The organism is Parasphingorhabdus sp., from assembly GCF_039982415.1.
Lineage (GTDB): Bacteria > Pseudomonadota > Alphaproteobacteria > Sphingomonadales > Sphingomonadaceae > Parasphingorhabdus.
Genome location: NZ_JBDWYL010000001.1, coordinates 159,704 through 180,895, shown reverse-complemented (window position 1 = coordinate 180,895; position 21,192 = coordinate 159,704). Strand labels below are relative to the sequence as shown.

Here is a 21,192-nt window from a genome sequence, read left to right as displayed (position 1 = left end):
CACCTAAAACATGGTAGAGAAACGAGGTCAGCTTGTATCAATGCTGGCCTCTCGAAATTTTAGCCAGCGATAATAAGTTTAACACCGTTATGCTCAGCCGCCTTTTTAAAAAGAAATCCGCTGCCCAGCCTCTGGATATAGCCCGTGTGCCCGAAGGGCGCCGCATCTACGCCATTGGCGATATTCATGGCCGCAACGATTTGCTCTTAAAGTTGATCGAAAAGATTGATGCTGACGACCAACAGCGCGGAAAAGCTGCGACTGAGATTATCTTTCTGGGCGATTTGATCGATCGTGGTCCGGACAGTGCGGGTGTTATCGAAACAGCCATGAAGCTCAAACAAGAGCGCGGCCATGTCCGGTTCTTGATGGGCAATCACGAGGAAGTCTATCTTGCTGCCGCGGCAGGCAGTGAAAAAGCCACGCGTTTTTTCAATCGAATTGGCGGAAAAGAGACCATTCTCAGCTACGAAATCAGCATAAGAGAATATATGGATCTAGACAATAATGCCTTGGCTGAGCGACTTCCGGATCTGATCCCATCCCATCATATTGAATTTGTCAAAAATTTCGAAAATCAAATCGTGATCGGGGACTACGCATTTGTCCATGCAGGCATACGCCCCGGTATCGCTCTAGAAGAACAAAAGCCGAAAGATTTGCGGTGGATACGCGAAGAATTTCTGTCCGCGAAAGATCCGCATGAGAAGGTGATTGTTTATGGTCACACGATCAATGATGATGTCATCGAAAAAGGCAATCGGATCGGCATTGATACCGGAGCCTATTATACCGAAAAACTAACCGCCTTGGCGCTCGAAGGCGAGCAGCGTTGGTATCTCGATACAGCGCTTTCACAATAGGCAGATACAAAAACGGCGGAACCTGTTAAGGCCCCGCCGATATTTTGGGTAGTGACTTAACTGCTCTTGGCTTAAACCGCCTTAAGCAACTTGAACTTCTGGACCAGCTTCTTCTTCCATATCACGAAGAACATATCCGCGGCCCCAGACGGTTTCGATGTAATTTTCGCCGCCACAAGCCAGAGCCAGTTTTTTACGCAATTTGCAAATAAACACGTCGATAATTTTGAGTTCCGGCTCATCCATTCCGCCATAGAGATGGTTGAGGAACATTTCTTTGGTTAGCGTTGTGCCCTTCCGCAAAGAAAGCAATTCAAGCATTGCATATTCCTTGCCGGTCAAATGTACCCGATTGCCATCCACTTCTACGGTTTTGGCATCAAGGTTCACCGCCAGCTTACCGGTCCGGATAACCGATTGTGAGTGGCCTTTAGAACGGCGCACAACAGCGTGAATACGGGCGACAAGCTCTTCGCGATGGAAAGGCTTGGTCACATAATCATCGGCACCAAAGCCAAAGGACCGCACTTTGCTGTCCATTTCGCTAATGCCGGAAAGAATAAGAACCGGTGTTTGCACCTTGGCAACACGCAGCTTCTTGAGAACATCATAACCATGCATATCAGGCAGGTTCAGATCGAGACAAATAATGTCATAATCATACAGCTTACCCAAATCGAGGCCTTCTTCCCCTAAATCGGTCGTGTATACATTAAAGCCTTCTGTCGTCAGCATCAGCTCAATCGCTTTTGCAGTTGTTGGCTCATCTTCAATCAGCAGCACACGCATTGGGCAGCCCCTTTTCTTAGTTTACGCACCGGCGACAGGTACATTCCCGAAGCCCCTCGATCATTTATTAACCATAAGACAGATGAACGTAAAAGGTTAATTTTCAATTAATCTAGGATTCAGCACGAGTCGCGATAGGTTGCACGACTCTGTAAGCCGCAGAAATGAGTCGTTTCAGGACTCTGAACCGCTCCGAAAAAAAATTAACTTTTTTATCGAAAATTGTCGATTTTCATGAACTTTCCCACTTGATCCATCCACTTTTTGTTCAAAATCCTGGATTGAAGTCCCTTATTCCGCTTACCCAATCAACGCGTTCGGACTCTATGATCGTTAATATTTATCGACTAGATGGTGACCATGGATTTCGATATTCCCGACAGCGCGATCAGCGAAACCTTTCTTGCCGCCTCTGGGCCCGGTGGTCAGAATGTTAATAAGGTAGAGACCGCTGTGCAGTTGCGGGTCAACGTTTATGCTTTGCGATTGCCGCCTTTTGCTTTTCGGAAATTGCGTCTCCTCGCCGGTCGCAAAATGACCAGCGGTGGTGAATTGGTGTTGACCGTACGCGAGCATCGGACAAGAGAAGCCAATAGAGCAGAAGCCCGCAAGAGACTGGAAGACCTATTGGTCGAAGCCCATCAGCGTGATGCGCGCCGGATTAAGACGAAACCCAGCCGCGCTGCAAAAGCCCGACGGGTAGATTCCAAAAAGAAAAAATCTAATCTCAAAAAAACCCGCAGCAAACCCAATTGGGATTGAAATCACTGGCACCCTATCGCGGCCCAAGGGCATTTGATCCAGAACGCTTCGATTTAGACTGATTTACAAGTCGTTACGTCTTATGATTGATATCGGTTAACTATAGGTCAACAGCCTGAATTAAATTGTCAAGTTTATGACTTTTGGCATGATTAATTCCATCGAAAAAAGCCAAAGACGGCCCCTGAGAACAGCGGCAATATCCTCCGCGTTAGTGATTAGCCTATTATCCGGTTGCAAATCGCAATCCGGGTCTAGCGGCGGCAGCGCCGTGACATTACCGCAAACCACCACAACGACGGTGCCCGCACCAGCTCCTGCTCCCACGCCGGCACCTACGCCCGCACCCACCCCAACCGCACCGCCAACAGCAGAAGGTCCAACAGAAGGCCTGCCAGCCATTCCCAGCAACTTCGATGTTAGCCAATATCTTGTTCCGTCCTGGGGCCATGGCCAGGTGCCAGTCAGCAATGAACCAGATGTCGTTGGCGCATTTCGTTTTCACTGCACACCCAGTCATAATGCCTATGATGACCCGATTGTTTATCCCGGTCAGCCGGGCAAGTCCCACTTGCATACTTTTTTCGGCAACACCAAAGCGAATGCCAACTCTACCTATGAATCTTTACGCACAACCGGCGAGAGTACTTGTGACAATATGCTCAACCGTTCTGCTTATTGGATTCCATCGATGATGAATGGCGAAGGCCAGATCGTCATGCCCAATCGCGTATCTATCTATTATAAGCGCCGCCCAGATACGGATCCAGAATGCCAGCGTATCGGAAAAGCCTGCGTCGCCCTGCCGCGTGGCCTGCGTTATGTCTTCGGCTATAATATGCAAGATCCTGCGAATGGATCCCCCTTCTACCTGAATTGCCAAGGAGAAGGCTCGACGCCGGGCAAATATGCCAATATTCCTGAAGCCGCTGTTAATTGCCCATCCGGTGCCGAATTGGGTGCCATTCTTTCTGCGCCATCCTGTTGGGATGGTGTCAATCTCGACAGCCCTGACCACAGATCGCATATGGCCCGCACGTCCTATGGGCAAGAGGGCTATGCGAAATGCCCCGAAACCCACCCTTATGTTGTCCCGACATTTACCTTGGCCGCCTGGTACACAACTGATGACACATTGGACCGGACCGGGAATCTCGATCCGATGACCAAGACATGGTATTTCTCATCGGACCGGATGGAGGGTATGATGCCGCACACCCCGGGTTCAACTTTCCACTCCGACTGGTTTGGCGCTTGGGACGACAGCGTGATGGAAAAATGGACCGCCAATTGCATCAATAAATTGCTCAACTGTTCCGGCGGTGATCTTGGCAATGGTGAGCAGATGAAACGCTTTGAAGGGTTTAAGGCGTTAGCCGATCCGCGGCTAGTTGCGCCTCCAGAGAGAACCTAAAGAGGAACGAATATTCTAATGGGTCTGCAAAAAATCAGATTTTCGCATAATTAAAAACTACGCCATTAGCCATCGCGTTCGATATGGGCTTGAACCCAAGGCCTGAAAGCTGATAGCGGCATCGGCATGCATGAATTTTCCATATCGCAAAACCAGCCGCCTGAGCAGCTTTACGATGATCTCATATCTGCCGCTTGCGCGTTAACCGATGGAGAGTCAGATAGCATTGCCAATATGGCCAATATATCGGCGCTGATTTGGCAATTTCTTCCGGACCTTAATTGGGCCGGATTTTATCGAATGATCGATGGCGAATTAGTGCTTGGCCCTTTTCAAGGCAAGAGCGCATGCATTCGTATCGCCCTCGATACCGGCGTATGTGGTGCCGCAGCTTCCACAAATCAGGTTCAACGCGTTGCGGATGTGCATGCTTTCCCGGGGCATATTGCCTGTGATGCCGACAGTCGCAGCGAATTGGTTGTGCCGATTGGCATCGATGGACGCGTCACCGCAGTGCTTGATCTCGACAGCCCCCTACCCGATCGTTTCTCGGCCGAGGACGAAGCCGGCATGACAAAACTGGTGGCGGCAATTGCTAATCGACTTGGTTAAAAATGCGGTAACTTTTTTGCCCCATTTCGAGACAGTCTTCTAAATCTACCCTATTTTACAAGCTGCTAATGGTCAAACACCCCAGTATTTGGTAATTATTAGTTAACCATTATACGGTGGACCGCGCAGCTTGCCGGTCCAAAACAGGGAGTTGTTAACCATGAAGACCCTTTTATTTGCTGGCTTGGCAGGCGCATTGGCGATGATGCCAGCAGCGGCTTCGGCAGCTATCGACTCGATACCGGAATCCGGTAGCGGACATGCCGAATTGGATATGTCCTTTGCATCAGGAACCGCTTTGGCTTCCGGCGTCCATGGTGCAAAAAAAATGATGAACCGCACAGGTATGCGCAAAATGGCCGGCAATATGGGCCGCCAGCGGATCCATCGCATGGGCGGAAGAAAATTCCGGGATGGAGCCAGGGTGCGCATGGGTCGGATCGGTAATCAACGGGGCTATCGTCGCCCCCATCGTGGTTTTCGTTTGCCGAGAACCTTTATCCAACCCAGCTTCTTCATCGCAAACTATGCCAATTATGGTCTGCGCCAACCTTCTTACGGTTATGGCTGGTCGCGCTATTATAACGATGCGGTTTTAACCGACCGCCGCGGCGTCGTGTATGACAGCGTTAACAATCTGGATTGGGATCACTATAATCGCGGCTATTCCGATGGTTATCGGGCTGGACAAGCAACCTATGACAATAGTGTGCTGATGAATGATGATCGTGTGATCGCTACCCCTTCGGGCGCATATGGCGGATCCACTACCTATCAAGGTGACTGGAATGGATCCTATCGCGAAGACGGCAGCTATAAAGGCGATTGGCAAGGCACTTATCGCGATGCCGATGGTAAAGTTTATCAAGGCCAATATTCGGGCACGTTTGTCGGCGAAGGCGATAGCGCACCTGTTGGTGCAAGCTACGCCGAAGGACCGCATTGGAGCAATGAGGCACCCGTTCGGGAAGCCCCACGTTACGATGATCGTCAATATCGCGACCGCAATGATGAACTGGCATATCTTGAACGCTGCAAGAAAAGCAGCGGCATTGGTGGTGCGGTTGTAGGCGGCGCTATCGGCGCATTGGCCGGCAATCGGATCGCTGGACGCGGCAATCGTCTCGGCGGTTCGCTGATCGGCGGTGGCGTCGGTGCTCTAGCGGGTGCTGCGATCGATCAAGGCACTGATAAATGCAGAAAACTGCTGAAGAAATATGGAGACCGGCCACAATATTCACGGGCTCCAGGCGCCAATTATCAAGCGCCGCAATATCGCCCTCCTGTCCAACAATATCAATCACGGCGCGCCTATCCCAGCGGATGGCAAGGTGGGTATCATTATCCCGCTTATTATTATCCACAGGCACAACCTGCCGTCACGACGATTGTCATTCAATCCCAACCAGTGACGACGACAACAACGACGACCTATATCGAAGAGGAAGTTATTTACACCAAAGCAAAACCCGCCAAGAAACGTTGGAAACCGGCTCCCAAGAGAGTGTGGAAACCCAAGCCAAAACGGCAAGCACCGGCACCGGTAAAAGGGTGCCAACAGGAATGTTGCTTATATTGCGACTAAATACCTAATTATAAAACCCGCTGACCCTTTAGTCAGCGGGTTTTTATTTGTTTAAAAACAGGGAAACAGCATTTGGAAAAACTTTGGCACTAAGAGCGCCAACAAAATCAGCCTGGATTATGTTGCTTTTGCTTTGGATCGAAACGCCGCCAACCATCTGGCCCCAATTGCTCTAATGGCTGAAAACGCACTTTATATTCCATGCGGCTCGATCCGTTGACCCAATAGCCGAGATAAACATATGGCAAACCAGCTTTGCGTGCCCGCAAAATATGGTCCATGATGATAAAATTGCCAAGACCGGCACGATGCGGATGATCAGCATCAAAAAAACTGTATATCATCGACAAGCCATCGCCTTGTTGATCCGTCAGACAAGCACCCACTAACCGGCCTTTGACGCCGTCTACGGATGGCTCGCGATATTCAACGACGTAGCTTTTGACCGGCGATTGCTCGACCATGTCGGAATAGTCCATTTCATCCATTTCAGTCATGCCGCCGCCGGGATGCCGTTTGGACAGATATTTTTGAAGCAGAGAAAATTGTTCTTCTGTTGCCCACGGCTCACAAGCTTCGACAACCAAATCCTGATTGCGCCGTAACAATTTGCGTTGTGTTGCATTTGGTTGGAATTCATCCACCAACACCCGTACCGACACACAGGCTTTGCAATCCAGACAACTCGGACGATAGGCCACATTTTGACTGCGCCGGAATCCGATACGCCCCAATGCGTCGTTTAACTCGTCAGTATGGGGTCCGCTCAGTTCGGTGAAGACTTTCCGTTCGCTCTTTCCAGGCAAATAGGGACAAGGGCTTGGATTTGTAACAAAAAAGCGTGGAAATCGAACCGGAGCAGTCACAGATGGTGGCCTTTTGTTGCAAATTTAAGAATCGGTAAGGCTAATATGCCTTTTGCCAGCTGAGATGAAAAGGCAATTTACCACGTTGGGCAATCTGTTGATCCAATTGATCTCATTCAGATCAACTGGACAAAAAAAACGGGGCGATAAACGCCCCGTTCTTTTTATATCGTTTCAGGCCTCAGGGGCTTGTTGGATCATCATCATCATCAGCAATGATGATGATACCAGCGATCACGGCTGCAGCAGCCAATACGCCAATAATGATTCCGGAGCTGCCTTCGAGCTTCTCAGCTTTGGTATCAGCAGTTGCACCAATACGCTCTGCTACTGGAGCAGTGCTTTGGACAGCTTGTGCCATCGCAGGCGCTGTGATGAGGGAAGCAGCAGCGACTGATGCTGCCAATTTGTTAAACTTCATTATATACTCCAATCAGAATATTTTATTCACCAAAGGATAAGCCGAAATTCGACTACGAACCCCCTGATAGGGCAATAACGCCGCGCGACTCTTTATAGGTTGCATCCGTTACCGCGTTCCTATGTACGTTCAGATCAATGTGAAGGCAAGTAATAACCCATAAATATCGACCAGTTATGCGAATAGTGTGATAATTTGATCATCATTGCTTTTTCTTCACATATACAGGCTGGCCGCCAACCCAAGTCTGTTCAACATTGATATCTCGGATGGCTTGCGGTGTCGCCAAGAGCAAATCTTCCCTAATAATCAGAAAATCAGCCCGTTTCCCTTTAGTAAGACTGCCGAGCCGATCCTCCGCAAAGGAGGCATAAGCCGCACCAACTGTATAAGCGTGCCAAGCCTGTTCCCGCGTCAATCGTTCCTTGGGAAGCCAACCGCCAAAAGGTTGTCCGTCATCATCTTCCCGCGTCATGGCTACCGCAAAGCCGGGAAACGGATTGGCTGATTCGACGGGAACGTCCGTTCCAAAAGCCAGTTTAGCGCCTGATTCGAGTATCGATTTCCAAGCATAGGCGCCATCAAGCCGATCCGGGCCCAATCGCGCTTCGGCCATTAAGCGATCGGAAGTCTGATGAACAGGTTGCATCGAAGCAATGGCACCGCTGCGTGCAATTCTTGGTAAATCGGTCGGATCAACAATTTGCGTATGCTCGATCCGCCATCTTCTGTCGCCCTTGAACGTATATTGTAATTCTTCAATCGCCGACAATATTTCGTCATTGGCTTTGTCACCAATTGCATGCACCGCGGTTTGAAACCCATCCATTGCCGCGCGGCTCATCTTGTTTTTTAGTTGAGCAGAACTCAGCAATGTCAGGCCGGTCTCTCCCGGCTTATCCGCATAGGGGCGCTTCAGTAACGCGCCGCGAGAACCTAGGGCCCCATCTATGTAAAGTTTAACACCAGCCAATTTCAAACGATCATCGTATAGCCAAGGGGATGGCCCCGGACCGCCAATGGCAATCATATTATCGATTTCGCCGGCATAGGAAATGATCCGCACATCCAATTGCCCCTTGTCTCCAGCCCGCCGAAAACTTTGCCAGTCCTGCAAGCTCGTCCCCATATCCGCAATGGTGGTGACACCAAAAGATAACAAAATCTCTTGCGCCTTCATCAACGCCAAATCCCGTTCCACCGGCCGCGGAGCTGGCAATATCCGAGAAAAAAGATCACGCGCCTTATCAACAAAAATTCCGGTCGGTTTTCCGCCCGCTTTCACAATCGATCCGCCAGATGGGGATCGGGTTGCCGAGGTAATGCCAGCCTCCTTGATCGCCGCGCTGTTGACCCACGCCGCATGCCCATCAACCCGATCCAGCAATACTGGGCGATCAGGAATTATCGCATCCAGTTCGGCTGCGGTTGGAAAACGGCCCAGCCCCCATTTTTCTTGATTCCAGCCTCCGCCGATTATCCATCGCCGATTGGGAAATTTGTCTGCATAAGCACGCAAAGCTTGCTGTGCTTCGGCCAGTGAATTCGTCGCTGATAAATCCAGGGTGAGCGCAGCAAATCCCAAACCCATGACATGACCATGAGCATCGATAAAGCCAGGTATTAAGGTCTTACCTTGCCCATCAAATTGAAATTCTAATTGTTTGGGGCGCTTGTCTTTGCGCTTCAGCAACTGTTTTACGCGCCCCTCATCATCAATAACCATGGCAGTGAAACGAATAACCTGTCCGTCATCATCTAGCGTCATGCCGTTGACATTTTCGATCAGACTGTCGGCATGAACCGGCGCGCCCGCGAGTAATATGAGACTGCACAAAGCTGCGCTCGCTTTGGCCATCAAAAAGAAACGCATAACTATCCCCTAAACTTTAAAATATACAAGTCAGCGAAGATCAGGATCGCCCTTTGGGCAATCGAGAAACAAGAGAACTGGTATCATGACGCCCTCCCCCGGCAACCTGAATTTCCGCATAAAATTGATCGACCAGAGCAGCGACAGGTAAGGTTGATCCATTGGTTCTGGCTTCTGCCAACGCCAATCCCAAATCCTTGCGCATCCAATCCACCGCAAAACCGAAATCAAATTCGTCCTTGGCCATGGTTTCCCAACGATTATCCATTTGCCAACTTTGTGCGGCGCCACCCGATATCGCTTCATAAACTTTGTCGAGATCCAGTTTGCTCACCTGAGCAAAACGCAAGGCTTCCGACAAGCCTTCCAGAACACCAGCAATGGCAATTTGATTGCACATTTTTGTTGTTTGTCCGGCTCCCGGTCCACCAACATGCACAATTCTCGCCGCGTAATGTGTCATGATGATTTCTGCCGCAACAAAGGCTTCCTTGCTGCCGCCACACATGATCGACAATTGCCCATTTTCCGCTCCGGCTTGTCCGCCAGAGACAGGCGCATCAACAACGTGGATATTTCGCCCCTGCGCTTCGACCGATAATTGCCGTGCAATTTGCGCCGAAACCGTAGTATGATCTATAAACAGACCGCCTTTTTGTAGTGTAGAAAACGCGCCATCTCGGCCCATTGTAACCGCGCTCAAATCATCATCATTGCCGACACAGCTAATCGCAATTTGTGCATTTTCCGTCGCTTCAGCGGGACTATTGGCATAGGCGCCGCCATAAGCAGCCACCCATTTTTCCGACTTTGACTTGGTCCTATTGTAAACGGTTACATCATGCCCCGCCCGAGAAAGATGCGCCGCCATCGGACCGCCCATCACGCCAATTCCAATAAATGCTATTTTTGCCATAGATTACCCGCATAATCATTGTTTCCCTGAAAGGCCAGATAGGTTAGGGGCACAAGAATTATGACCAAACAAGATATCAGTTCGCTTCCTTCTTTCTCCTATGCAGATGTGCGTGCCGCCCATGCCCGTATTCGCGATCGCATTGTGCAAACGCCAACGTTGAAAAGTATTACCTTGTCTGAAATGACTGGCGCTGAAGTCTATCTCAAATTCGAGAATCTTCAATTCACCGCAGCTTATAAGGAGCGCGGAGCGTTAAATGCCCTGCTTCTGATGGAAGAAGACAAGCGGGCGGTCGGGGTTATTGCCGCATCGGCCGGCAATCACGCCCAAGGCCTTGCTTATAATGCGCGAAATTTGAATATCCCCGCAACCATCGTCATGCCAACCACGACCCCCATGGTCAAAGTCGAGCAAACCCGGGGGCACGGTGCAGAAATTGTTATGGCTGGAGGCAATTATGACGAAGCCTATTCCCACGCGCTCAAAATCGCGGACGATCGCGGCTTAACCTATATCCATGCCTTTGATGATCCGCGCGTGGCCGCTGGGCAAGGAACTGTCGCCATAGAAATGCTCGAAGCTGTTCCCGATCTTACCCGCTTGATTATACCCATTGGCGGCGGCGGTTTGTTTTCGGGCATGGCAACCGCAGCTCATGCGATGAAACCTGATATCAAAATGACCGGAGTACAGGCTGCGCTCTATCCAAGCATGTATGGCAAATTGGCTGGCAAAGAAGTCACACCGGGAGGCGATACGTTGGCCGAAGGTATTGCGGTTCGGAACCCCTCGGAATTTACCGCTGCGGTCATCCAAAAATATGTCGATGAGATTTTATTGGTCGGCGAAGCTCAATTGGAAGGCGCCGTAAGCCTGTTGCTGCAAATTGAAAAAACGGTGGTCGAAGGCGCCGGTGCGGCAGGGCTAGCAGCGCTTCTCGGCAATCGTGAAAAATTTGCCGGCGAAAAAGTTGGTCTGGTCTTGTGCGGTGGGAATATCGACACGCGCCTGCTCGCCAATGTTTTGCTTCGCGACCTTGCCCGCTCCGGTCGGCTAGCCCGGCTGCGGCTGCATCTTCGCGATCAGCCTGGTGCACTTTACAACGTCGTCAAACAGTTTGCCGAACATGAAGTCAACATCATTGAAGTTTATCACCAGCGTGTCTTTACCAATTTGCCAGCGAAAGGATTGATTACTGATATTGAGTGCGAAGCCAAAGACAAAGATCAATTGGATGGGTTGATCGCTGAATTAAATGATTCAGGCTATGATGTCCGTCAAGTGGAGCTTGCCGACTAGGAAGATTTCAAGACCCTATCACACCGTCATTTTTCCGCTTTGACCGGGTCATATTTGGCGAACCAACCCATGATATTATCAACCTTGGCGATCAGCTGACTAGGGCGCCCGGCAATCAGATGCGGCGCTCCCGGCACTTTCACAAGTACAGTATCCACATTTTGAACCTTCAGCGCCGTGTAAAATTGTTCGGCTTCCCATGCCGGAGTCCGCCAGTCTGCTTCTCCAACCATGAGCATGGTCGGTGTTTTCGCATTGCTCACAATCGACAAAGGTGAACGCCGCCAATATTCTTCTGGCTGCTCCCAAGGCTGAGCGCGAAACCAATGCCGACTGACAAACCGTGATATGTCGGCTGCCAAGGCCATGGTCGTCCAGTTGATCACTGGCTTGATCGACGCAGCTGCGGCAAATCGATCCGTTTTGCCAACCGCCCAGGCGGTCAATATGCCGCCGCCAGATCCACCGGTAATGAATAGCCGGTCCTTGCTGACATAATTTTTGGCGACCAATGCATCGACCACAGACATCAAATCGTCATGATCCTTGCCAGGATAATCCAGATCAATCAGTTGGGCGAATTCTTCTCCATATCCGGTTGAGCCGCGAGGATTAACATAAACAGTGACATAACCTTCGGCGGCAAACCGCTGGATTTCTGCAGCAAAAAACGGACCATACATGGCATAGGGACCGCCATGAATTTCTAGGATCATTGGGAAAGAACCATCAGCCTTGAACCCGGGCGGCAAAGCAACCCAGGCTTGAATTTCACGGCCATCATGGGTGGATTGGGTTTTGATTTCTTCAATTTTGGCGAGGCGCAAATGTCCCAATGCATCATCATTTAAATTGGTCATGCGCCGTCCGCTTTTGTTGCTCCGTGACAAAGCCACTTCGGCTGGGCGATCTGGTCTCGCCTGCGTGTAAGCAATAACCGGCGAACTCCCGCCTGCTTTTTTCGCAACAGAGAAGCTTCCAGAGGCATATGGCCGTCCGATTGCTGTGCCGCCCATATCGCGGACAAGAGTTTTGACATTGCCGGACAAATCCATCGACAATAACGTTAGCAACCCATCCACTTCCGCCTGAACGATCAAGGCTTTGCCATCAGCGCGCCACCGCGCAGCATCAATGGATCGATCAAAATTTCGCGACAAATGGCGAATATTGCTGCCATCGCTATTCATCACATAAAGCTCATTATGCTGATAGGATTTCAAACGGTCATCATATCCAAGATAGGCGATCTGCGATCCTCTTGGCGAAATTTTCGGTGCGTAATCGGGGCCGTTGCGCTCGGTGAGCGCGGTCATCGAAAGATCCGATAAATTGACTCGATAAATCTCACTTTCAATCGGATCCAAAGTTGCATTTTCAACATCATTACCGGTTACCAGCAAGCTGTTATTGCCCAACCATTCGGGTGCCGAAAATCCATTTTCTCCTTGTGTCACCTGCCGCGGTGTTCCGCCTTCTGCGCTCAAAACAAAAATATGGCTCTTGCCTTTGGGAAGATATCCCGCGCCGTCGAAACGAAACACCAAATCATCAAAGACCCGAACCGGTTTTGCCCAGTCCGCGCCTTCCGGGCTCCGCGGCGCTTTTGCAAAAGAAGTTGGATCGTCCGGAATGAACATCGAAAACGCAATTTTCTGACCATCAGGAGACCAGGTCGGCGCGCTTGGGTTGGCGCTTAGCTGGGCCAAGGAGAAACTATCTCCACTGTCCATATAGCGAATCCGCAAATCGGGTTTGCCATTGGTGGTCGTCAAATAGATCAGGCGATCACCATTGGGAGACCATCGTGCGGACGAGTTTGATCCCTGCCCGGAAACCAAAGGTCTATGGCTCCCATTGCGCGTGTTTATCGCCCATAAGTCGGCCACCACCCGGTCGCTATTTTTGTCCATCGACTTGCGGGCATAGACAATTTGCGATCCATCGGGGGAAATCTGCGGATCATCCGCATATTCGAGATCAAAAACACGTTCTGCAGTAAATTTATGATCGTCATCCGTCTTTTCCGCCAGCGCCGGACCGCTCGTTACCATTATTGAGAAAGCCGTCAGTGCATAGCGTAATGTCATCTTAATCCCCTTGGTTGCAGTTAATCCTATGGACCAATATCCCGCTTGACCAGAGAGAAAATTTCAAATGATTTTTTGGTCGCGTGCAGCCGTCCAAACAACGCACCGTGATGACTGAGTCAATAAATCACTGACAATGCGCGCGCGGATGATATGGTCTTGAGATGCGATCTGTTATTCTCACAATCCTCATCTTATCTCACTGCGCCACAATCCCGTTGGCCCATAGCGCAGAACAAAAAGCAGTGGTGCCCTCACCACTGGAAACCTTTGATCCCGAAGCTCCTCCCAAAGAAGGACAGCCATTGATTACATGGCGTCGGCCGGCCATCTTAGATTATGAAATTGCGCCGACAGACCGTTCCAATCTGTCGGCTTGTGATGAAACGGACTTTTTCTTTCTCGATGATATTGCACGGAAATGCGATCCCATATTGGCGATGACAAAATTATATGTGCAATTGGATTTCGCGACTTATGAAGCGCGCAGTCGGCACAGAAAACAGAGTGATGACGCTGCTGAATATCGCGAAAAAGCCTTGGTATTTGCCGAACAAATCACAAGCGAATTTGGTCAACCGCAATGGCCGCTGCAACGCTATCTTTTGTCCAAAACCTATCAAAGTCGCGCGAGCCTATATAGCGGCTGGCAAGAATGGGATAAAGCCATTGCCGAGCAGGACAAACGTATCGCGCTTCTTTCTCGATCACGGTTCAAAGCGCGGGGCAGTTTGTTGGCTCAGGCTTATCAGCAAAAAGGCGGTTATCTTTTGGCCAAAGGCGATCGATCCGCCGCACAAGCCAATTATGAAACATCCTTTGCGCTCAATCAGAAAAACGCGTTTCAACCATTTAGCGCTATCCGATATCATACCGAGGCAATGGTCCAGGATGCTATTCATGAACGGGACTATGATTACGCGCTGCAATGGATTGATCGTTACTTAGATATTTACCGGCAGCGGGCCCAAACAGACGGTCAATCCGGGCCTTTTGACGGAGAATTGTTGCTCGAAAGGTTGGTAGCTCTGCGTATCTATATCCTCGCCGAGACTGGCAATGCATCGGAACTTATGCAAGCCACTACCCTGTTCGACACGTTGTATAAGGACAGACGCTATCGGTGCAGCAAATTTGAAATGTTTCCACAAGTGGTCGCGCCGTATCACAAAGATAAACGGATAAAATCTTGGCTCGAAAGCAAAGGCTGCTCGGAAAAAATCTTTCGCGCGCTTGATGATGTGCCCAAAAAGGGTGTGATCGGATATGGCCGAAGAATCCTCTTGCCGCCGCATCGGCCGTAAAACGGAAAATATTCGGATATCCAATTTCAGCGGATTGGGGCGCTCCTGACTAAGCCTGGAGCGACGCGTACATGGACGCGGCCAAACCAAATCCTCTTGGGTCTCCCAGCAAGCCACTTTCCATCTTGTTCATAACATAAGAAAAGCACAATCGGGCATCCTGATCGACAATTATCGACGAACCACCAAAGCCGCCCCAAAAGCAGCTATTCTGGTTCGGACTGATAGGGGTGAGATCACTATTGAGGCCATAGCCCAACCCAAAGGTGAGCGGCACACCCAGAACCAGATCCATGCCTTCTGCTTGCTTTTCAAACACCCGCTTGGTGCCGGCTTCGGACATGATCGATTTGCCAAATGCCGTTCCGCCATTAGCCATCGCCGTTTGGGCTCTGACAATGCTGCGTGCATTTCCTTGACCATTGGCAGCAGGAATTTCCGCCGCTCGCCACTTTCGCTTTCTCGGTTCTGTGGGATCCACGCGCGGATTCGCGAAGGTTCTTCCGGCAATTGATCCCGGCGATGGCGACAGCATTTGTGCCGGTGGCACCAGATTTCCAATGCGGTGATCCAAATCTTCACCGGCACCAATATGAAAATCGGCTCCGGTTGGCTCGGCAATTTCCTGCTGGAAAAAATTGCCTATGGATTGCCCGGTCACCCGCCGAACAATTTCTCCAATGAGATGGCCTTGGGTTAGCGCATGATAGCCGGATTGGGTGCCAGGTTCCCACCAGGCTTCCTGACGCGCCAACGCGTTTATCATCCAATCCCAATCATAGAGCGCGTCCCCCTCTACCGCTTCTTCCATGCCCGATAATCCGGCGGTGTGGCTTAAAAAATGACGAACTTTGATTGCCTGCTTGCCATTCTGGGAAAATTCCGGCCAATAATGAGCAGCCGGGGCGTGCAAATCTACATCCCCGCGATCCGCGAGCAGCAACAAGGACATAGCCGCCATTGTTTTGGTGCTCGACCAGACATTGACCAATGTGTCTTCTTGCCAATTTTGGGTCCGTTCTTCATCCAGATGCCCGCCCCAAAGATCGACGACAAACTCGCCCTCCAATGTAATTGCCACCGAAGCACCCAGGTCACCATGTTCACGAAAATTATTCTCGAAAGCAGCCTTGACCGCAGCGAACCGAGGATCGCAAAAACCATTTATCTGGATTGTCATGAAATATTCCAATTATGTTGATCTGCACGCACCACAAGGGAAGAGCATAACCCAGCAAGCGATGCAATGTTAGTCGTTCTATCCAGATGTTCGCTTTGGCTAAGACAAAGGCAATGATCTTTGGCCACGATGTAAGTACTTCACACAAGTCGGCTACACTTTGTAAGTCAGCGCCTCCTCACTTTGCCACATCGGCATTGCTTCCCTGGTAAAATGAGAGATAATGGAATTCACACCTCTCACCCTAAGAAAGATCTCGTCGATGAGTGACATTCTTGACCATTGCACGACCTTTAAACTTGATCAGGTTGAGGCTGAATTGCAGGCTGGTTACGAATCCACCGTACAATTTGACAAACCAATTGGTGAATCGCTGCTGATGGTTGACCCGGAAGAAAGCGACTTTAATAAATGGCCCATCGAGCCCAGCGTTCCCTATCTAAAGCGGTTGGATGCCATGTGCGCAAAATGGGGAGAGCGGTTGACGGTGCGCTTTTATGCGCATTACGGCCAAATATTTGATGGCTCCCAACTCCAAAATTTGCCGAACATCCATTCGCTCTCCGCCGATAGCCTGGATCAAGCGAATAACCTGGAAGCAATTGCCGAACTCAAGCATCTTTCAAGGCTGCATTTGGGTGTTTTTGAGCAGGAGGACAAAGCCCTGCTGTCGAAACTGCCGATCGGGCAACTGCGCGAACTGACTTTATCTGCCACGAATACCAAAGCCCTAGACCTTGCGCCGCTCGGGGCAGCGACACAATTGCGCAAGCTTTACCTCGATGGCCACTATAAAAACATTGCAGTTTTGGGCGGGTTGACTGGCTTGGAAGAGTTTATATTTAATGCGAAGACAGGTCTCGATCTGGCGTTCATCAACGGCATGACCGAATTGAAATCATTAAAGTTTAATCTCGGCGGAACCAAAACAATCGAAGAGATTGAACTGCTCCATGTACAAGATATGGCCTTTACCGAGACACGCGGCCTTTGTGAATTGGGCGATATGCAACGTTTCCCCAGTCTGCGCCGATTGCTCATGCAGGATCAGCAACATATCAGCCAAATAAAATTGGGGGCCGCAAATACTGCGCTTGAACATTTATGGTTCTATAAATGCAAAAAAATCAATGCGCTTCCGGGTATCGAATATTGCAGCAGCCTGAAAAGCCTCCGCTGGCTGTTCACCGAAATTAATCCCGCATCGCTCGCGCTACCAGATACACTTACTCACCTTCATATGCTTTCCGGTAAGCGCAAAAGCGAGGCGCAAGAAATTGCAGCCATTGAAGAATTAGGATATATTGTCGACGATCACCCCGACGCTTCATTCTTCTATAAATAGACATTATTCTTTTCAAAACCTATCCGGCCTACGCCGCGATGATCGATGTGGGCTAAAGGCGACAGAACACCCACAACCAATCGACGTTTTCCGGCCCAATAGCGGGGTTTGCAGCAAGTCCAGCATCGCTCGAGCACTTGGTCCGGGCTTCATTTAATAATTTGCTTCGCCTTCGCGCTGCGACTAGATCTCCATGAGATCGGGACATTGCATGAACCGACTGAATGAAAATCTGAGAGGGCAATTAGTGAATATTATTTTGAAGCGTTGCATGATCATATTGGGCGTGTTGGCGCTGGCTGCTGGTGCGTTAATCTTGTGGATTGCGCTCAATATCCACGTACCGGCTGAGCTTGAAAAATCCTCGGCTGCTCCGCGCGGCGACACCATTCTATCTGAATTTTACGCACCGCCCTCAACATTGCCAGACAATCACGGCGTATTGATCCGTCAAGAAGTGTTGGAAGGGTCTTCAACACTTGCCAATGCTGGGGAGAATGTGCGGATCATGTACAGTTCCTCTGAAGGTCTCAGCGGAAAGGGCATGGAAGCAATTTCTGGCGCGCTATATCTCCCCGAGGGCGAGCCGCCTGCGGGCGGGTGGCCGCTGCTCATCTGGTCCCACGGTACAGTTGGCATTGGCGATAAATGTGCTCCGTCCTTTGCTGGGCGAAGCGAGCGCGACCGCACTTATCTCAATCCCTGGCTGGAAAAAGGCTATGCCATTGCGGCTTCTGATTATCAGGGCCTGGGAACCACAGGGACGCACCCCTATATGGACGCTCGGACGATGGCCTTCAACAATCTCGACCTTGTGCGCGCGCTGCAATCAGCGAATCTCCCGCTCAGCGACAAGGTGCTGATTGCGGGGCAATCACAGGGTGCTACCGGGGCAATCGCCACGGCCAGTTTTGCCGAAAATTACGCAAGTGATGTACAGCTTGCTGGCGTTATCGCAACCGGCATTCCGCATCTGTCTTATGATGTGGTCTGGGGCATGGTAACCAACGCGGATCCGGATGAAGTGTCCGCATCACTGGGGTTATCGCTCTACATGCTGACTATGACGGAGATGATTGACCCAGAATTTGAAATGGATTCTATTTTGTCAGAGGAAGCAAAGACGGTCATTGGTGATATTGGCGAAACCTGCGTTTTCGACTTGATCGACAAAACGACAAAAGCGGGCCTTTCTTCCCGAAAAACGTTCGATAGCCGCTCGGAATTTGCTTTAATCAAAGCCTTTTCACGGATGAGAATGGCCAATTTGGCTTTCAAGACGCCGATATTTGCGGGGTCCGGTACGACGGACAAAATTACGCCTTATGCGATGCAGCAAGCCTTTGTTTCCGATGCTTGTGCCGCTGGCGCCACCATTGCAGCAACCACTTATTCGGGTGCCAATCACAATCAGGCTCTGCTGCAATCGTCATCAGATGCCCAGGCCTTTGCCGAAGCAGTCGTCGCGGGCAACCCGATTGAAAGCACTTGCCCCGGCTGATGACTATCTTCCCATAATCTATGTGGGTGCAAGCCATCTGGTTTGTTGGCCATCAGCTATAAAAGTCTCCGCCTACTCGCGATGGACCCAGCAATCAGGGGCAAAAAGTTGAAAACACGAATTTTTCTTCGCGCGTCACCATTGGTTTGATTATCCTGGTGCGAAACCAGCAGCGCGTCCGTGCTTAATATGGGCCGCATCCCGATTTATATCTGCCCTCATCCCGGTCACGCCACTAGAATTTACCTGAATTGCCCCAATTTTCTCTGGGGCTAACGGGCTCGTCATTCATCCAATGTTCGACAATCTTGCCATTAGCGACACGGTAAATATCGAAAACCGCAAATTTCACGGATCACTCGGTAGATCTCGTCAAGGACGGTTACGACATGTGCATCCGGGCGGGCCAGTTTGACAGTCGAACCACAAGGACCAGAAAACTCGGTAGCTTTGATCGTGCCATCGCAGTGGGTCGCGGATATTATGCTGATCGGCCGAAGGTAGACCATCCAAAGCAACTCAAAAACTGGGACTGGGTAAACTATCGCCATAACAAGCGCACGTACCAACTGACTTCCCCGATCGGCGAGATTGCGAAACTTGTGATCAAAGATGAAGCGCGCTTGCAAGTTGACAATATCGAAACGCTTTACGCCTTCACCTGTATGAATGCTGGCGTTGCGGCAATGCCATTGCTCACTTGGCGAGATCAGGCGGCCAGACCAGCTTGAACCGCTCACAGACACAAGTCATATCCTCTGTATATGTAAAACCGTCCCGCTCCGCTTGGCGGGCAAAATAGGCATCATGCGCATCTTTCCAATAAGCCAGGGAGCGATCGCCCTCCCCTTCGTCCCAGGCAAAGGCTTCATCGACTTGTTCCACACGGCATAAATCCACTTTCGTGGTCTCGATAATACATTGTTCTGCGCCCGAACCATCGACAATGATCCAGTGGTCGCCAATGGCTGGCAGCGCCAGTCCGCGACTATCGAACCATCTTTTCAGTTCGCAAGTTGCCTGCTTTTGCCCTTTGAGCACCAGCTTAGCTAGCGCATCAGCCAATTCTGGCGTGTCTCCAAATTGGTCGGACGGCGGACATGGAGCGCTTATGCCCTTATCAGCGCAAAATTCTTCCCAAATCGATGAACGATCTGCAGTCATGACTCAATCTCCCGCGATAAGGTCTCATTCTGTACCAGAAAATATCGTCAAATGGGATGGCCGCACAAATGATGATAGATCCGGAGGTTAAACCGGAGCAGTCACCCCGGCATCACGCATACCGCGCCAAATCTGGGCCGCTTGGACCGTTTCAGGTACATCATGGACACGGACAATCTGCGCGCCTTGCTGGATCGCATGATGGGCAAATGCGATGGATCCGCCCAGACGCTCATCTACCGGCGCCTCTTTCGACAATGCGCCAATCATCCGTTTGCGGCTGGCGCCAATGAGCAAGGGTTGACCCAAAGCATGAAAAGCAGCGATATTATTCATCAAAGCCAGATTATCCGAAAGAGATTTGCCGAAACCCAAGCCGGGATCTACAATGATTTTCTCTCGCTCGAAGCCTGCTGTCACAATATCGGCAATTCGCTGCTCGAGCCAATCGAACGTATCGGTAACGATATTGCCATAAGCAGCGCCTTTATGGGGATCTTTCCCGCTAGATGGCGCGTGCATTAACACCACAGGCAGGCCTGATATGCCCGCTACTTCCAAAGATCTTTTGTCATGCAACAAGGCCGAGACATCATTGATGATATGCGCGCCCGCTGCGATGGCTTCTTCCATCACCGCGGCTTTGCGCGTATCAATCGACAAAGCGGCACCGCATTGGCTTAGCTTTTCCAAGACAGGAATAACCCGTTTAATCTCATCCCCTTCCCAAACCGTTTCCGCACCGGGACGCGTCGACTCGCCGCCAATGTCGATAATGGATGCGCCGGCTGTTGCCATTTCAAATCCGGAATTGGCTGCGATTTGGGGATCTCCGTCATGTTTGCCGCCATCAGAGAAACTGTCAGGTGTCCGATTTAAAATACCCATGACGTGCGGTTGATCAAAGCGCAGGATGCGATCCCCGCATTGCAGCGGCGCATGACTTCTGGTGAGATTGGCTAATAAACCGGCAGCTCGTTCCTGCAAATATTCCGGCCAGTGCGCGGTGATATCGGGCCAATTTTCTATCGAGATAAGATCGCGTTGGACGGGAATATTGTCTTCAAATACCCAATATTCAATCTGAGAAAACCAAATTAAACTGTTGTTTAATCTTTTATTTTTTTCATCAAAAAATTGTGGACTGTCCAGCAAACCAGCTGGCTTCAGATAGAGTTTCGCATCCGCGCCCACGGCCATCATCT

19 protein-coding genes are annotated in these 21,192 nt (G+C 50.4%); 10 read left to right on the top strand and 9 right to left on the bottom strand.

Features of this window, described 5'->3' with window-relative positions; all coding sequences use genetic code 11:
• Positions 1-32 precede the first annotated feature (32 nt).
• Positions 33-863 (top strand): metallophosphoesterase family protein, encoded by an 831-nt coding sequence (locus tag ABJU74_RS00875; RefSeq protein ID WP_348422831.1) that lies wholly within the window; start codon positions 33-35, stop codon positions 861-863.
• 81 nt (positions 864-944) lie between these two features.
• On the opposite strand, the gene ABJU74_RS00870 is transcribed toward ABJU74_RS00875, so the two are convergent.
• Positions 945-1,652, bottom strand: a complete 708-nt coding sequence (locus tag ABJU74_RS00870) for a response regulator transcription factor (protein ID WP_348385694.1) — start codon at positions 1,650-1,652, stop codon at positions 945-947.
• Positions 1,653-2,012: 360 nt separating this feature from the next.
• Here ABJU74_RS00870 and arfB point away from each other — a divergent pair, with 360 nt between their 5' ends.
• The 4 genes from arfB to ABJU74_RS00850 all read left to right on the top strand — a co-directional run bounded on the left by arfB (position 2,013) and on the right by ABJU74_RS00850 (position 6,025).
• Entirely contained in the window at positions 2,013-2,414 is a 402-nt protein-coding gene (gene arfB / locus ABJU74_RS00865; protein WP_348385693.1) for an alternative ribosome rescue aminoacyl-tRNA hydrolase ArfB, read from the top strand.
• Positions 2,415-2,562: 148 nt separating this feature from the next.
• Positions 2,563-3,828, top strand: a complete 1,266-nt coding sequence (locus tag ABJU74_RS00860) for a DUF1996 domain-containing protein (protein WP_348385692.1) — start codon at positions 2,563-2,565, stop codon at positions 3,826-3,828.
• A gap of 126 nt (positions 3,829-3,954) precedes the next feature.
• Entirely contained in the window at positions 3,955-4,440 is a 486-nt protein-coding gene (locus ABJU74_RS00855; RefSeq protein WP_348385691.1) for a GAF domain-containing protein, read from the top strand.
• A 160-nt stretch (positions 4,441-4,600) separates the two neighbouring features.
• Positions 4,601-6,025, top strand: coding sequence for an RcnB family protein (locus tag ABJU74_RS00850; protein ID WP_348385690.1), 1,425 nt, complete (start codon positions 4,601-4,603; stop codon positions 6,023-6,025).
• A gap of 107 nt (positions 6,026-6,132) precedes the next feature.
• On the opposite strand, the gene ABJU74_RS00845 is transcribed toward ABJU74_RS00850, so the two are convergent.
• From ABJU74_RS00845 to ABJU74_RS00830, 4 genes are all read right to left on the bottom strand, one after another.
• The gene (locus ABJU74_RS00845; protein WP_348385689.1) at positions 6,133-6,891 is read right to left on the bottom strand and encodes an arginyltransferase; all 759 of its coding nucleotides are present in this window, start codon (positions 6,889-6,891) and stop codon (positions 6,133-6,135) included.
• A gap of 181 nt (positions 6,892-7,072) precedes the next feature.
• Positions 7,073-7,312 (bottom strand): hypothetical protein, encoded by a 240-nt coding sequence (locus ABJU74_RS00840; protein ID WP_348385688.1) that lies wholly within the window; start codon positions 7,310-7,312, stop codon positions 7,073-7,075.
• 202 nt (positions 7,313-7,514) lie between these two features.
• Positions 7,515-9,170 (bottom strand): amidohydrolase family protein, encoded by a 1,656-nt coding sequence (locus ABJU74_RS00835; protein ID WP_348385922.1) that lies wholly within the window; start codon positions 9,168-9,170, stop codon positions 7,515-7,517.
• A gap of 55 nt (positions 9,171-9,225) precedes the next feature.
• The gene (locus ABJU74_RS00830; protein WP_348385687.1) at positions 9,226-10,101 is read right to left on the bottom strand and encodes an NAD(P)-dependent oxidoreductase; all 876 of its coding nucleotides are present in this window, start codon (positions 10,099-10,101) and stop codon (positions 9,226-9,228) included.
• A gap of 60 nt (positions 10,102-10,161) precedes the next feature.
• On the opposite strand from ABJU74_RS00830, the gene ABJU74_RS00825 reads away from it, so the two are divergent.
• Complete coding sequence (locus tag ABJU74_RS00825) at positions 10,162-11,403, top strand: threonine ammonia-lyase (protein WP_348385686.1); 1,242 nt, start codon at positions 10,162-10,164, stop codon at positions 11,401-11,403.
• Positions 11,404-11,429: 26 nt separating this feature from the next.
• Here ABJU74_RS00825 and ABJU74_RS00820 read toward each other — a convergent pair whose 3' ends face one another.
• Entirely contained in the window at positions 11,430-13,493 is a 2,064-nt protein-coding gene (locus ABJU74_RS00820; RefSeq protein ID WP_348385685.1) for a S9 family peptidase, read from the bottom strand.
• Between the two features lie 164 nt (positions 13,494-13,657).
• On the opposite strand from ABJU74_RS00820, the gene ABJU74_RS00815 reads away from it, so the two are divergent.
• The gene (locus ABJU74_RS00815) at positions 13,658-14,797 is read left to right on the top strand and encodes a hypothetical protein (protein ID WP_348385684.1); all 1,140 of its coding nucleotides are present in this window, start codon (positions 13,658-13,660) and stop codon (positions 14,795-14,797) included.
• A gap of 49 nt (positions 14,798-14,846) precedes the next feature.
• On the opposite strand, the gene ABJU74_RS00810 is transcribed toward ABJU74_RS00815, so the two are convergent.
• Positions 14,847-15,977: a serine hydrolase domain-containing protein gene (locus tag ABJU74_RS00810; RefSeq protein WP_348385683.1), complete on the bottom strand. Its 1,131-nt coding sequence runs from the start codon at positions 15,975-15,977 to the stop codon at positions 14,847-14,849.
• Between the two features lie 262 nt (positions 15,978-16,239).
• Between ABJU74_RS00810 and ABJU74_RS00805 the strand changes: the two genes are divergently transcribed.
• From ABJU74_RS00805 to ABJU74_RS00795, 3 genes are all read left to right on the top strand, one after another.
• A complete protein-coding gene (locus ABJU74_RS00805) occupies positions 16,240-17,322 on the top strand; it encodes a hypothetical protein (RefSeq protein WP_348385682.1) in 1,083 nt (360 codons plus the stop codon).
• A gap of 211 nt (positions 17,323-17,533) precedes the next feature.
• Entirely contained in the window at positions 17,534-18,823 is a 1,290-nt protein-coding gene (locus tag ABJU74_RS00800; protein WP_348385681.1) for a lipase family protein, read from the top strand.
• A 389-nt stretch (positions 18,824-19,212) separates the two neighbouring features.
• Complete coding sequence (locus ABJU74_RS00795; protein WP_348385680.1) at positions 19,213-19,554, top strand: LysR substrate-binding domain-containing protein; 342 nt, start codon at positions 19,213-19,215, stop codon at positions 19,552-19,554.
• Here the strand turns inward: ABJU74_RS00795 and ABJU74_RS00790 are convergent.
• Both ABJU74_RS00790 and folP read right to left on the bottom strand, forming a co-directional pair.
• Complete coding sequence (locus tag ABJU74_RS00790; protein ID WP_348385679.1) at positions 19,520-19,987, bottom strand: ASCH domain-containing protein; 468 nt, start codon at positions 19,985-19,987, stop codon at positions 19,520-19,522. The two genes, ABJU74_RS00795 and ABJU74_RS00790, sit on opposite strands and share 35 nt — an antisense overlap.
• An 87-nt stretch (positions 19,988-20,074) precedes the next feature.
• The gene (folP, locus tag ABJU74_RS00785; protein ID WP_348385678.1) at positions 20,075-21,190 is read right to left on the bottom strand and encodes a dihydropteroate synthase; all 1,116 of its coding nucleotides are present in this window, start codon (positions 21,188-21,190) and stop codon (positions 20,075-20,077) included.
• Positions 21,191-21,192 lie beyond the last annotated feature (2 nt).